The following is a 14005-nucleotide window of genomic DNA, read 5'->3' as shown; positions in this document are numbered from 1 at the left end:
GCGGCGGCTTATATCATGTCGGAAAGCACGCTCATACGGTAAACTACGCGCAATTATGGTCGGGCGTAATGTTCTGGCCCTTAACTAATAAACAGAGGATTAAGGTATCTCATGGCTGAATGGAGCGGCGAATATATCAGCCCATACGCTGAGCACGGTAAGAAGAGTGAGCAAGTAAAAAAAATTACGGTTTCCATTCCTCTGAAGGTGTTAAAGATCCTCACCGATGAACGCACGCGTCGTCAGGTGAACAACCTGCGTCACGCCACGAATAGCGAACTGCTGTGCGAGGCGTTCCTGCATGCCTTTACCGGTCAACCGTTGCCTAACGATGAAGACCTGCGTAAAGAGCGCAGCGATGAAATCCCGGAAGCGGCGAAAGAGATTATGCGTGAACTGGGTATCGACCCGGATACGTGGGAATACTAAGACATAAAAAAAGCGGAAGATATCTTCCGCTTTTTTTATCCCTCGGCCTGGCCAGACGAAGGATACAAAAAAGCCGCCCTGAGGCGGCTTTTTCTGGCAACTTACTTGCTGCCCGGGATGCTGAAGCGCTTGTTGAAGCGGTCAACACGGCCACCGGTAGCAACATCACGCTGTTTGCCGGTGTAGAACGGGTGGCATTTACCGCACACGTCGAGGTTCAGGTCGTGACCAACGGTGGAACGGATTTTCATGACATTACCGCAAGAACAGGTAGCAGTAATTTCGTCGTAATTTGGGTGAATACCTTTTTTCATGGGAGAACCTCAGTTAAGGCCGCGTCGCTCTTCCAGCCCTAACGCCAGACACCACGCGATATTAATAATTTCCCGACGACCTTCGCGCAGCTGGCGTAAACCGGCTTAGCGAATTTCCCGGGTTTTGGGATGTTTGATGCGGCATAAAGCGCACCAAAGGCGGCGAATCATACAGAATTTGACCAGCAGATGCAAACTTATCCGCGTCACCTTCGGTAATGTGTATACTAACCCGCCAGATTTCAAGTCAGGAAGATTCCATGTCCGTCGCTCATGTCGCCCTGCCCGTTCCGCTGCCCCGCACCTTTGACTATTTGTTGCCTGAAGGCATCCCGGTCAAGGCGGGCTGTCGCGTACGCGTGCCGTTCGGCAAACAGGAGCGGATCGGTATCGTGGTGTCGGTCAGCGAACGTAGCGAACTCCCGCTCGCCGAACTCAAACCGGTCGCCGAAGCGCTGGATAGCGAACCGGTATTTTCCTCTACCGTCTGGCGCATGCTGCTATGGGCCGCGGATTACTATCATCATCCCATCGGCGACGTGCTGTTCCACGCGCTGCCGATTATGCTGCGCCAGGGCAAACCGGCCAGCGCCGCGCCAATGTGGTACTGGTTTGCGACGGAACAGGGACAAGCGCTGGATATCAACAACCTTAAACGCTCGCCGAAGCAGCAGCAGGCGCTGGCGGCGCTGCGCCAGGGCAAAATCTGGCGCTATCAGGTCGCAGAACTTGAATTCAATGACGCGGCGCTACAGGCGCTGCGTGGCAAAGGGCTGGCGGAGCTAGCCTGCGAAGCGCCAGCGATTATTGACTGGCGGACCAGCTTCGCGATGCCCGGCGAACGGCTGCGCCTGAATACCGAGCAGGCGACCGCCGTCGGGGCAATTCATAGCGCCTCCGACCGTTTCTCCGCCTGGCTGCTGGCGGGTATTACCGGCTCAGGGAAAACGGAGGTCTATCTGAGCGTGCTGGAGAACGTGCTGGCGCAGGGTCGACAGGCGCTGGTGATGGTGCCGGAAATCGGCCTGACGCCGCAGACTATCGCCCGCTTCCGCCAGCGTTTTAACGCCCCGGTGGAGGTCCTGCATTCGGGTCTCAACGACAGCGAGCGCCTTGCATCATGGTTAAAGGCGAAAAATGGCGAAGCGGCGATCGTTATCGGCACCCGCTCGTCGCTGTTTACACCGTTTAAAGACCTCGGCGTTATTGTCATCGACGAAGAACACGATAGCTCCTATAAACAACAGGAAGGCTGGCGTTATCACGCTCGCGACCTGGCGGTATGGCGCGCCCATAGCGAACAGATCCCGATTATCCTTGGCTCGGCGACCCCGGCGCTGGAGACGCTCTATAACGTGCGCCAGCGCAAGTATCGTGAGTTAAAGCTGACCAAACGCGCGGGCAACGCCCGCCCGGCGCAGCAGCACGTGCTGGATTTAAAAGGCCAGCAGTTGCAGGCGGGCCTATCGCCTGCGCTGATTAACCGCATGCGACAGCATCTGCAGGCCGACAATCAGGTGATCCTGTTTTTGAACCGCCGCGGTTTCGCCCCGGCGCTGCTATGCCACGACTGCGGCTGGATAGCGGAGTGTCCGCGCTGCGATAGTTACTACACCCTGCATCAGGCGCAGCATCATCTGCGTTGCCACCACTGCGACAGCCAGCGCCCCATTCCGCGCCAATGTCCTTCCTGCGGGTCGACGCACCTGGTGCCAGTGGGTCTCGGGACTGAACAGCTGGAGCAGGCGCTGGCGCCGATGTTCCCTGATGTACCAATCTCACGTATCGACCGCGATACCACCAGCCGTAAAGGGGCGCTGGAGCAATATCTTGCCGACGTCCATCGCGGCGGCGCGCGCATTCTGATTGGCACCCAAATGCTGGCTAAGGGGCACCATTTCCCGGACGTCACCCTGGTGTCGCTGCTGGATGTCGACGGCGCGCTGTTTTCCGCCGACTTTCGCTCGGCGGAGCGTTTTGCCCAGCTCTATACCCAGGTCTCCGGCCGCGCCGGGCGCGCGGGCAAGCAGGGTGAAGTGATCCTGCAAACCCATCATCCGGAACACCCGCTGCTGCAGACCCTGCTGTATAAAGGCTACGATGCGTTTGCCGAGCAGGCGCTGGCGGAACGGCAAACCATGCAGCTACCGCCGTGGACCAGTCACGTGCTGATCCGCGCCGAAGACCATAATAACCAGCAGGCGCCGCTGTTTTTACAACAGTTACGTAACCTGTTGCAGGCCAGCCCGCTGGCCGATGATAAACTGTGGGTACTCGGCCCGGTTCCCGCGCTGGCGCCAAAGCGCGGCGGTCGCTGGCGCTGGCAAATTCTGCTGCAGCACCCTTCCCGCATACGTCTACAACATATCGTCAGCGGTACGCTGGCGTTGATAAACACCCTGCCGGAAGCGCGTAAAGTGAAGTGGGTACTGGATGTCGATCCTATTGAAGGCTAAGTCTTCTCTTGCGAGGCGGATCGAAAAATTCAACAACCGTCACGTTTTTCATGAAAATTCTGTAACTCTCAGGCTGTACTATCTGTTAAAAATGTTGCTGATGTCAGCACGCAAGGGATGTGTCTGCGCAGTCAGCGAGGAGAAACCAGGTGAAGCCCAAAAAACAAATGGTTGCCGCCACCATGAAAGACGTCGCCCTGAAGGCAAACGTTTCAACGGCAACCGTATCCCGTGCGCTAATGAATCCCGACAAAGTGTCGCAGGCAACCCGCAGTCGGGTGGAGCAGGCGGCGCAGGAAGTCGGCTATTTACCGCAGTCGCTCGGGCGTAACATGAAACGCAATGAGTCGCGGACGATCCTTGTGATCGTGCCGGATATTTGCGATCCCTTCTTCAGTGAGGTGATTCGCGGCATTGAAGTGACCGCCGCCGCCGAAGGCTATCTGGTGCTGATCGGCGATTGCGCCCATCAGAATCAGAAAGAAAAAACCTTTATTGATCTCATTATCACCAAACAAATTGACGGTATGGTGCTGCTGAGTTCGCGACTGCCGTTCGACGCCAGCGTCGAAGAGCAGCGTAATTTGCCGCCGATGGTCATGTCGAACGAGTTTGCGCCGGAGCTGGAGCTCCCTACCGTGCATATCGATAACCTGACCGCCGCGTTTAATGCCGTTAATTATCTCCACGAACTGGGGCATCAACGTATCGGCTGTATCGCCGGGCCGGAGGATATGCCGCTGTGCCATTACCGGCTGCAGGGATATGTTCAGGCGCTGCGCCGCAGCGGTATCACCGTCGATCCGCACTACATCGCCCGCGGCAACTTTACTTTTGAAGCCGGGGCCAACGCGCTGGAGCAACTGCTGGCGCAGCCGGTGCCGCCGACCGCGGTATTTTGCCATAGCGACGTTATGGCGCTGGGCGCATTGTCGCTGGCCAAACGTCGCGGGCTGAGGGTGCCGGAAGATTTATCGATTGTTGGGTTTGATAACATCGCGTTGTCTGAATTTTGCGATCCGCCGTTAACTACCGTTTCACAGCCGCGTTTTGATATCGGCCGTGAAGGAATGCTGCTATTACTCGAGCAAATGCAGGGCCGTAACGTCAACAGCGGCTCGCGTCTGCTCGATTGCGAACTGATCGTTCGCGGCAGTACGCAAAAAATCAGACGATAACCATCAGGCTTTCGGGCCTGCTCTTCTGGTCAAAGGCCCGCCGCTTAAGTAACATGGCGGGCTGACGAACGAATATAAGACAGCGAAACGATAGTGGCACAACGAGATTATGTACGCCGCAGCCAACCGGCTCCTTCGCGGCGCAAAAAGAGCAGCCCCCGAAGCTCAAGGAAAAAGCAAAGCAGCCTTCCGGCGATTTCACCGACTATGGTTGCGATCGCAGCGGCCGTGCTGGTGGCCTTTATCGGTGGTCTGTATTTCATTACCCATCACAAGAAAGAAGAAGCGGAGGCGCTGCAGAACCGTCAGGCGGCAGGCAACGGTCTCCCGCCGAAACCGGAAGAGCGCTGGCGCTATATTAAAGAGCTGGAAAGCCGCCAGCCGGGCGTTCGCGCGCCGACTGAGCCAACCGCCGGCGGCGAAGTGATGAAACCCGAGCAGCTTACCGACGAGCAGCGCCAGTTGCTGGCGCAAATGCAGGCGGATATGCGTCAGCAGCCTACGCAGCTGACTGAAGTGCCGTGGAACGAACAAACGCCGGCGCAACGTCAGCAGACGCTGCAACGTCAACGTCTGGCGCAGCAACAGCAGCAGGCACAACAGCAGCAGTGGGCGCAGACGCAGCAGCAGACCGCGCAGCAACAGCCGCGCGTCCAGCAGCCGAAGCCGGTGCAGCAGCAGCCGAAGCAAACAGCGTCCAACCAGCAGCCGTACCAGGATCTGCTGCAGACGCCGGCGCATAACACCACTGCGCAGCCGAAAACCCAGGCCGCCGCGCCGGTAGCCCGCGTAGAAGAAGCGCCGAAAGCCGCGGCCACCGAGAAGAAAGACGATCACAGCTGGATGGTTCAGTGTGGTTCCTTTAAAGGCGCCGAGCAGGCCGAAACCGTGCGCGCTCAGTTGGCCTTTGAGGGCTTTGCTTCGCATATCACCACCAACAACGGCTGGAACCGGGTAGTGATTGGGCCGCTGAAAGGCAAAGAGAACGCCAACGATATGATCAACCGTCTCAAGATGGCCGGACACGCAAACTGCATTCGTCTCGCCGCCAGGGGTTGAAACCCCAAAAATCCCCCCCATCTATAATTGCATTCTGCCCCGCGTAACCCGCGGGGCCCCTATTCCGCTTTTGCAACCAAGGGGTCTGCTCGTGACAACAATAGTTAGTGTTCGCCGTAATGGCCATGTCGTTATCGCCGGTGATGGCCAGGCCACGCTGGGCAACACCGTGATGAAAGGCAACGTGAAGAAAGTGCGTCGTCTGTACAACGACAAAGTGATCGCTGGTTTCGCTGGCGGCACCGCTGACGCCTTCACCCTGTTCGAACTGTTCGAGCGTAAGCTGGAGATGCATCAGGGCCATCTGGTGAAAGCCGCCGTTGAGCTGGCGAAAGACTGGCGTACCGACCGCATGCTGCGCAAACTGGAAGCGCTGCTCGCCGTCGCTGACGAAAACGCGTCGCTTATCATCACCGGTAACGGCGACGTGGTTCAGCCAGAAAACGATTTGATTGCGATTGGCTCCGGCGGGCCATATGCCCAGGCCGCCGCTCGCGCGCTGCTGGAAAACACCGAAATGGGCGCTCGCGACATCGCCGAGAAAGCGTTGGATATTGCAGGGGATATCTGCATCTATACCAACCACTTCCACACCATCGAAGAATTACCTTCTAAAGCGTAAGGATCTCCCATGTCTGAAATGACCCCACGCGAAATTGTCAGCGAACTGGACAAACATATTATCGGCCAGGACGCGGCCAAGCGTTCTGTTGCTATCGCCCTGCGAAACCGCTGGCGCCGTATGCAGCTTAATGAAGAGCTGCGTCATGAAGTCACGCCGAAAAACATTCTGATGATAGGCCCGACCGGCGTCGGTAAAACCGAAATCGCCCGTCGCCTGGCGAAACTGGCCAACGCGCCGTTCATCAAAGTTGAAGCGACCAAGTTCACCGAAGTGGGCTATGTTGGTAAAGAAGTGGACTCTATCATCCGCGATCTGACCGACGCTGCGATCAAAATGGTACGCATGCAGTCCATCGATAAAAACCGCTATCGCGCCGAAGAAATGGCCGAAGAGCGTATCCTCGACGTGCTGATCCCGCCGGCGAAAAATAACTGGGGCCAAGCTGAACAGCCGCAGGAACCTTCCGCTGCGCGCCAGGCATTCCGCAAGAAACTGCGCGAAGGCCAGCTTGACGACAAAGAGATCGAAATCGATCTCGCCGCGGCGCCGATGGGCGTTGAAATCATGTCCCCTCCGGGCATGGAAGAGATGACCAGCCAGCTGCAGTCCATGTTCCAGAACCTGGGCGGCCAGAAACAGAAACCGCGTAAGCTGAAAATCAAAGACGCGATGAAGCTGCTTATCGAAGAAGAAGCGGCGAAGCTGGTTAACCCGGAAGAGCTGAAGCAAGAAGCTATCGACGCCGTTGAACAGCACGGTATCGTGTTCATCGACGAAATCGACAAAATCTGTAAGCGCGGCGGCAACGCCTCCGGCCCGGATGTGTCTCGTGAAGGCGTTCAGCGCGACCTGCTGCCGCTGGTGGAAGGCTGCACCGTCTCCACTAAACACGGGATGGTGAAAACCGATCACATTCTGTTTATCGCCTCCGGCGCGTTCCAGGTCGCCAGCCCATCAGATTTGATCCCGGAACTGCAGGGCCGTCTGCCGATCCGCGTTGAGCTGAAAGCGCTGACTACCCATGATTTCGAACGTATTCTGACCGAGCCGAATGCCTCTATCACCGTGCAGTACAAAGCGCTGATGGCGACCGAAGGCGTGAATATCGAATTCACTGAAGATGGTATCAAGCGTATCGCTCAGGCGGCATGGCAGGTTAACGAAACCACCGAAAACATCGGCGCGCGTCGCCTGCACACGGTGCTGGAACGTCTGATCGAAGACATCTCTTATGATGCCAGCGAAATGAACGGCCAGACGGTGACCATCGACGGCGATTATGTCGGTAAACACCTGGATGTTCTGGTGGCAGATGAAGATCTGAGCCGTTTTATCCTATAATCCGGTTCAATGCATTTTCATCACACACGGTGGGGCTATGATAGCCCCATTTTTTTGGCTGAAAGAAATGACTGAACAACCGATAACACGCACTAAGGCCTGGCTTGAAAGCCTGCGTCCAAAAACATTACCTCTGGCTTTCTCCGCTATCATCGTCGGCACCGCGTTGGCGTGGCAGCAAGGCCACTTCGATCCGCTGGTCGCGCTGCTGGCGCTTATTACCGCCGGTTTGCTGCAAATTTTATCTAATCTCGCCAATGATTATGGCGACGCCGTCAAAGGCAGCGATAAACCTGACCGTATCGGGCCGCTGCGCGGAATGCAAAAAGGCGCCATCACCCAGTCGCAGATGAAACGCGCGCTGATCGTAACGGTAGCGCTGATTTGCCTGTCCGGCCTGGCGTTGCTGTTCTCCGCCTGGCAGACAATGGCGGACTTCATCGGCTTTATGGTACTCGGCGGGTTGTCGATTATCGCCGCTATCACCTATACCGTCGGCACGCGTCCTTACGGCTATATTGGCCTTGGCGATATCTCGGTGCTGGTTTTCTTCGGCTGGCTGAGCGTCGTCGGCAGTTGGTATCTGCAGGCGCACAGCATCGAGGCGGTTATTTTCCTGCCGGCTACCGCCTGTGGCCTGCTGGCCGCCGCAGTGCTGAATATCAATAACCTGCGCGATATCGATAGCGACCGCCTGAACGGTAAAAACACGCTGGCGGTTCGTCTGGGGCCGGTGAACGCTCGCCGTTATCACAGCGTCCTGCTGCTTGGCGCTCCGCTGTGCCTGGCGCTGTTTAACCTGCTGGCGCTACACAGTCTATGGGGCTGGCTGTTTATTCTCGCCATTCCGCTGCTGGTAAAACAGGCGCGTTTTGTCATGCGTGAACGCGAACCGGTGGCGATGCGCCCGATGCTGGAACGCACGGTCAAAGCGGCATTATTAACCAACCTGCTGTTTGTCATCGGGATTATCGGCAGCAAGCTGGCGGCATAACTGACAAATATCAATTAACAATTGATGATTTTGCAAACAATGCAGTTCACGGGATATACTAAAAATTCTCGCAGCAACTGAACGTTAAGCCTATGAAATACGATACTTCCGAGCTTTGCGACATCTACCAGGAAGATGTCAATGTCGTGGAACCGCTGTTTTCCAACTTTGGAGGGCGGTCGTCGTTTGGTGGACAGATCATTACGGTAAAATGTTTCGAGGATAACGGGTTGCTCTACGATCTGCTCGAGCAGAATGGCCGTGGTCATATTCTCCTTATCGACGGCGGCGGTTCCGTGCGACGCGCGTTAATTGACGCCGACCTGGCGCGTCTGGCGGTACAGAACGAATGGGAAGGGCTGGTGGTCTATGGCGCGGTGCGCCAGGTTGACGACCTGGAAGATTTAGATATCGGTATCCAGGCGTTAGCCGCCATTCCTGTGGCCGCTGCTGGGGAAGGTATCGGCGAAAGCGACGTGCGCGTCAATTTCGGCGGCGTCACCTTCTTCTCCGGCGATCATCTGTATGCCGACAATACCGGTATCATCCTTTCCGAGGATGCGCTGGATATCGAATAACGCGCTCGATAACGCCCTAATAAAAAAGGCCTTCTCACTGAGAAGGCCTTTTTGTTATGCCGCGAAACTTAGTACAGTTTCTTCGCGCAATCCATCCAGTCAGACTTGAACGGACGCTTCATATTTTCGATAGCATCGATGATGTCGTGGTGAACCAGCTTCTCGTTCTGGATACCAACACAGCGGCCGCCAAAGCCCTGCAGCAGCAGTTCGATGGCATATGCGCCCATACGGGAAGCCAGAATACGGTCGTAAGGAACCGGAGAGCCGCCGCGCTGAATGTGACCCAGCACGGTCGCACGAGTTTCACGGCCCGTTTCTTTCTCAATGAAGCTAGCCAGTTCGTCAACGTCGCACATGTGCTCGGTGATGGCCACGATCGCGTGTTTCTTACCTTTCGCGATGCCGGCTTTGATTTCAGCCACCAGATCGTCGCGGGTATATTCTACTTCCGGCACCATGATGAACTCACAGCCGCCGGCAATCGCCGCCGCCAGAGTCAGATCGCCACAGTAGCGGCCCATCACTTCCACCACAGAGATACGCTGGTGCGAAGAGGAGGTGTCACGCAGGCGGTCAATCGCTTCAACAACGGTGCTCAGCGCGGTAAAGAAACCGATGGTGTAGTCAGTACCTTTGATGTCGTTGTCGATGGTGCCCGGCAGGCCGATGCAAGGGAAACCCATCTCGGTCAGACGCATCGCCCCCATATAGGAACCGTCGCCGCCGATAACAACCAGCGCGTCCAGGCCGCGCTTTTTCATATTTTCAATGGCGACTGCGCGAATATGCTCTTCACGGAATTCCGGGAAACGAGCGGAGCCGAGGAAGGTACCGCCGCGGTTGATCATGTCGGACACGCTGTAACGGTCAAGCTGAACCATACGATCTTCATACAGGCCGAGGTAACCGTCATAGATTCCAAAAACTTCCAGACCTTCCGTTAATGCCGCGCGCACAACGCCGCGAATTGCTGCGTTCATGCCCGGCGCATCACCGCCACTTGTCAACACACCGATTTTCTTAATCATGACTACCTCTGAACTTAGGAAGCAAAAAATAATCCTGTTGCCTGAAGCGCTCCCATACCAGGAGTGCACGACGATAATTGCAATAGTATATCAAACGCTTCTGGCTGAATTGATTCAGGTCAGACCAAATGGCGGTAATTTATACAAAAAATGCCTACCCGCCCCACATTTTTACATCGAGTTTACAGACTATAACCGAAAGCTCAAAAAACGCCCTGCCGCGCCGGCGGCACTACAGAACAGGGATCCTGATGGATGATGACATCCGATCCCGGGAAACGGCGCAAAATAGCCTGCTCCACCTGGTCGGCGATCACATGCGCCTGTACCAGCGGGAGGTTATCTTCCATTTCCAAATGTATTTGAATAAAGCGAGTCGGCCCTGACTGCCGCGTTCGTAGATCGTGCGCGCCGCTGACGCCGGGCCAGCTGTTCACGATACTGATGATTTCCTGACGTTCCTCATCCGGAAGCGCACGGTCTAATAACGATTGCACCGCGTCGTAACCCATACGCAGCGCGCTATATAAAATATAGATGCCAATCCCTAATGCAAACAGCGCATCGGCGCGGTGCCAGCCGTACCAGGAGAGGCCGAGGGCGATAAGAATAGCGCCGTTCATCATAACATCAGACTGATAATGAAGCATATCCGCACGCACGGCCTGGCTCTGGGTTTTTCTGACCACCCAGCGCTGAAAGGTCACCAGCAACAGGGTGCTTATCAAGGCGATCAGCGTCACCACCATCCCGACGCCCGCCGCCTGCATCGGTTCAGGGCGAATCAGATGCTGGATCCCGGTCAGGAACAGAAACAACGCCGAACCAGAAATAAACATGCTCTGCGCCAGCGCCGCCAGCGATTCCGCTTTCCCATGGCCAAAAGTATGTTCTTCATCAGCAGGTTGTAGCGAGTAACGCACCACCAGCAGGTTGGTCAGCGAGGCGGCAATATCCACCAGCGAATCCACCAGCGCCGCCAGAATACTCACCGAACCGGTATACCACCACGCAAAAATTTTGATCAAAAGTAACACGGAGGCCATCGCCGTCGCGGCAATAGCCGCGCGACTCACCAGCCGCCCATAAGATTGATTCATAAACGCTCCTTTTCCGGCGATGCGCTTAGTATAACCTGAACTTTTACCCGGAAGATGAACGGGCATACGGCGGCTGAGGCGAAAAAAAGACAAAAAAAACCCCCACATCATGTGGGGGAAGACAGGGATGGTGTCTATGGCAAGGAAAACAGGGTTTGTTACTTGGGTTGCACGGTACTGCTACTACTGGAAAGCATCATGGCTGAGCCTTTCTGCATCCTTGCAACCTCACGCAACTGATCCATACGCTGCTGGTGCTTAGCATTTAAAACCGCTTGCTGCTCAGGGGTTAGCAGGTGGTACATCTGGTTGCGGACTTTCGCCATTTCTACCTGGCGGGCAACCTGTTCCTGCGCCATCTTTTCTGCCTGAGCGCGCACAGCGCTTTCATCAAATTTATCTGCGGTGACAAGGCTATGCATTGTCTCCAGTTCGCTAACATTAACAGGGAGCCGGTCATGGCGCGCCCGTTGCATAAGATCCCGTAACTGCTGTCGTTGCTGTTCGGTTAGACTTATGCCGTCAAACATATGGCTCTGGCCGCTGCGCTGGGCTCCCTCTTCACCGTGGAGCCAGTTAACGCCGGTAACGACTTCAGCGGCTTGGCTAGTAGCACTTAGCGCCAGCGTTGAGGCCATGACGGCAGCGATAACATTGCGCATCACATACTCCCAAAACGTTTGTGTCGCGATTCAACGAGAGACAGTTTACGATTCAGGCTGCAAACATGCGTCAGGGGGTGTAAAACAACGTAAAGTCATGGATTAGCGAGCCTTGATGACGTAATTTCTGCCTCGGAGGTATTTAAACAATGAATAAAATCCTGTTAGTTGATGATGACCGGGAGCTCACCTCCCTGTTAAAAGAGCTGCTCGATATGGAAGGTTTTAATGTGCTCGTTGCCCATGACGGTGAACAGGCGCTGGCGCTTCTTGACGACAGCATTGATCTCCTTTTGCTTGATGTGATGATGCCGAAGAAAAACGGTATCGACACGCTTAAAGAATTACGTCAGACACACCAGACCCCGGTTATCATGCTAACGGCGCGCGGAAGCGAGCTGGATCGCGTTCTCGGCCTCGAACTCGGGGCGGATGACTATTTGCCTAAGCCGTTTAACGATCGCGAGCTGGTGGCCCGTATACGCGCGATTCTGCGTCGTTCCCACTGGAGCGAGCAGCAGCAGACCACCGAATCCGGTTCTCCGACCCTGGAAGTGGATGCGTTAAGCCTCAATCCGGGTCGTCAGGAAGCCAATTTTGATGGGCAAACGCTGGAGCTGACCGGCACCGAGTTCACCCTGCTGTATCTGCTGGCGCAGCATCTGGGTCAGGTGGTGTCACGTGAACACTTAAGCCAGGAAGTGCTGGGCAAGCGGCTGACGCCGTTCGACCGCGCTATCGATATGCATATTTCCAACCTGCGGCGTAAGCTGCCGGAGCGCAAAGACGGCCATCCGTGGTTTAAAACATTGCGCGGACGCGGCTATCTGATGGTTTCTGCTTCATGATTGGAAGTTTAACCGCACGCATCTTCGCTATCTTCTGGCTCACGCTGGCGCTGGTGTTGATGCTGGTACTGATGTTGCCCAAGCTGGACTCGCGCCAGATGACCGAGCTGCTGGAAAGCGAGCAACGTCAGGGCATCATGATTGAGCAGCACGTCGAGGCCGAACTGGCGAACGACCCGCCGAACGACCTGATGTGGTGGCGACGCCTGTTTCGCGCCATCGATAAGTGGGCGCCGCCGGGGCAGCGGCTGCTGCTGGTCACCAGCGAAGGCCGCGTGATCGGCGCAGAACGCAACGAAATGCAGATCATTCGTAACTTTATCGGCCAGGCCGATAATGCCGATCATCCGCAGAAGAAGCGTTACGGACGCCTGGAGATGGTCGGCCCGTTTTCCGTCAGGGATGGTGAAGATAATTATCAACTTTATCTCATCCGCCCTGCCAGCACTTCACAATCCGACTTCATCAACCTGCTGTTTGACCGTCCGCTATTACTGCTTATCGTGACGATGCTGGTCAGCGCCCCGCTGCTGCTCTGGCTGGCGTGGAGTCTGGCGAAACCGGCGCGCAAGCTGAAAAACGCCGCCGACGAAGTTGCCCAGGGTAACCTGCGGCAGCATCCTGAACTGGAAGCCGGTCCGCAGGAGTTTCTGGCCGCCGGGGCCAGCTTCAACCAGATGGTGACCGCGCTTGAGCGAATGATGACCAGCCAGCAGCGGCTGCTGTCGGATATCTCGCACGAGCTACGCACGCCGTTAACCCGTCTGCAGTTAGGCACTGCGTTGCTGCGCCGCCGCAGCGGTGAAAGCAAAGAGCTGGAGCGTATCGAAACCGAAGCGCACCGGCTGGATAGCATGATTAACGACCTGCTGGTGATGTCGCGTAATCAGGCGAAAAACGCGCTGGTCAGCGAGACGGTGAAAGCGAATCAGCTGTGGGGCGAAGTGCTGGACAACGCGGCATTTGAAGCCGAACAGATGGGGAAATCCTTCACCGTTGAGTATCCGCCGGGCCCCTGGCCGCTGTACGGTAACCCTAATGCGCTGGAAAGCGCGCTGGAAAATATCGTGCGCAACGCGCTGCGCTACTCGCACACGAAAATTTCCGTCAGTTTCTCGGTGGATAAAGACGGAATCACGGTCAACGTCGATGATGACGGCCCGGGCGTCAGCCCGGAGGATCGCGAACAGATTTTCCGTCCGTTCTATCGTACCGACGAGGCTCGCGATCGCGAGTCCGGCGGCACCGGTCTGGGGCTGGCGATTGTCGAAACGGCGATTCAGCAACATCGCGGCTGGGTTAAAGCCGACGATAGCCCGCTGGGTGGGCTGCGTTTAACAATCTGGCTGCCGCTGTATAAGCGTACTTAACCCTGTCCCGTCTTGCGCTA

The 14005-nt window shown here is 56.3% G+C and carries 14 protein-coding genes; 10 read left to right on the top strand and 4 right to left on the bottom strand.

Annotation, left to right across the window (positions count from 1 at the left end; genetic code table 11):
• Positions 1 to 111 precede the first annotated feature (111 nt).
• Entirely contained in the window at positions 112 to 429 is a 318-nt protein-coding gene (metJ, locus tag ABLU86_RS20520; protein WP_004107547.1) for a met regulon transcriptional regulator MetJ, read from the top strand.
• Between the two features lie 101 nt (positions 430 to 530).
• Here the strand turns inward: metJ and rpmE are convergent, their stop codons facing one another.
• Complete coding sequence (gene rpmE / locus ABLU86_RS20515; RefSeq protein ID WP_015368925.1) at positions 531 to 743, bottom strand: 50S ribosomal protein L31; 213 nt, start codon at positions 741 to 743, stop codon at positions 531 to 533.
• 260 nt (positions 744 to 1003) lie between these two features.
• Between rpmE and priA the strand changes: the two genes are divergently transcribed.
• The 7 genes from priA to rraA all read left to right on the top strand — a co-directional run bounded on the left by priA (position 1004) and on the right by rraA (position 8974).
• Positions 1004 to 3199, top strand: a complete 2196-nt coding sequence (gene priA, locus ABLU86_RS20510; protein WP_110921358.1) for a primosomal protein N' — start codon at positions 1004 to 1006, stop codon at positions 3197 to 3199.
• Positions 3200 to 3348: 149 nt separating this feature from the next.
• On the top strand, positions 3349 to 4377 hold the full coding sequence (cytR, locus tag ABLU86_RS20505) for a DNA-binding transcriptional regulator CytR (protein ID WP_213193939.1): 1029 nt from the start codon (positions 3349 to 3351) through the stop codon (positions 4375 to 4377).
• A gap of 93 nt (positions 4378 to 4470) precedes the next feature.
• A complete protein-coding gene (ftsN, locus tag ABLU86_RS20500; RefSeq protein WP_348796383.1) occupies positions 4471 to 5436 on the top strand; it encodes a cell division protein FtsN in 966 nt (321 codons plus the stop codon).
• Positions 5437 to 5527: 91 nt separating this feature from the next.
• Positions 5528 to 6058, top strand: coding sequence for an ATP-dependent protease subunit HslV (hslV, locus tag ABLU86_RS20495; RefSeq protein WP_015368930.1), 531 nt, complete (start codon positions 5528 to 5530; stop codon positions 6056 to 6058).
• Between the two features lie 9 nt (positions 6059 to 6067).
• Positions 6068 to 7402: an HslU--HslV peptidase ATPase subunit gene (hslU, locus tag ABLU86_RS20490; RefSeq protein ID WP_015368931.1), complete on the top strand. Its 1335-nt coding sequence runs from the start codon at positions 6068 to 6070 to the stop codon at positions 7400 to 7402.
• A 67-nt stretch (positions 7403 to 7469) separates the two neighbouring features.
• Positions 7470 to 8396 carry a 1,4-dihydroxy-2-naphthoate polyprenyltransferase gene (gene menA / locus ABLU86_RS20485; RefSeq protein ID WP_026612186.1) on the top strand — a complete coding sequence of 309 codons (927 nt, stop codon included), beginning with the start codon at positions 7470 to 7472 and terminating at the stop codon, positions 8394 to 8396.
• 92 nt (positions 8397 to 8488) lie between these two features.
• The gene (gene rraA / locus ABLU86_RS20480; protein ID WP_015703948.1) at positions 8489 to 8974 is read left to right on the top strand and encodes a ribonuclease E activity regulator RraA; all 486 of its coding nucleotides are present in this window, start codon (positions 8489 to 8491) and stop codon (positions 8972 to 8974) included.
• A 68-nt stretch (positions 8975 to 9042) separates the two neighbouring features.
• Here the strand turns inward: rraA and pfkA are convergent, their stop codons facing one another.
• From pfkA to cpxP, 3 genes are all read right to left on the bottom strand, one after another.
• A complete protein-coding gene (gene pfkA / locus ABLU86_RS20475; protein WP_015368934.1) occupies positions 9043 to 10005 on the bottom strand; it encodes a 6-phosphofructokinase in 963 nt (320 codons plus the stop codon).
• Positions 10006 to 10208: 203 nt separating this feature from the next.
• Complete coding sequence (gene fieF / locus ABLU86_RS20470) at positions 10209 to 11105, bottom strand: CDF family cation-efflux transporter FieF (protein WP_348816992.1); 897 nt, start codon at positions 11103 to 11105, stop codon at positions 10209 to 10211.
• 158 nt (positions 11106 to 11263) lie between these two features.
• The gene (gene cpxP, locus ABLU86_RS20465; RefSeq protein ID WP_015368936.1) at positions 11264 to 11767 is read right to left on the bottom strand and encodes a cell-envelope stress modulator CpxP; all 504 of its coding nucleotides are present in this window, start codon (positions 11765 to 11767) and stop codon (positions 11264 to 11266) included.
• Between the two features lie 149 nt (positions 11768 to 11916).
• Here cpxP and cpxR point away from each other — a divergent pair, with 149 nt between their 5' ends.
• Together cpxR and cpxA are read left to right on the top strand one after the other, a co-directional pair.
• A complete protein-coding gene (gene cpxR, locus ABLU86_RS20460; RefSeq protein WP_015368937.1) occupies positions 11917 to 12615 on the top strand; it encodes an envelope stress response regulator transcription factor CpxR in 699 nt (232 codons plus the stop codon).
• On the top strand, positions 12612 to 13985 hold the full coding sequence (gene cpxA / locus ABLU86_RS20455; RefSeq protein ID WP_015368938.1) for an envelope stress sensor histidine kinase CpxA: 1374 nt from the start codon (positions 12612 to 12614) through the stop codon (positions 13983 to 13985). The genes cpxR and cpxA overlap by 4 nt, the downstream gene beginning before the upstream one ends.
• Positions 13986 to 14005: the final 20 nt, after the last annotated feature.

The organism is Klebsiella sp. JN_Kp121 (genome assembly GCF_040062145.1).
Classification (GTDB): domain Bacteria; phylum Pseudomonadota; class Gammaproteobacteria; order Enterobacterales; family Enterobacteriaceae; genus Klebsiella; species Klebsiella aerogenes.
Note: the sequence above shows the minus strand (reverse complement) of the source record. Positions and strands in the feature narration are given on the sequence as shown.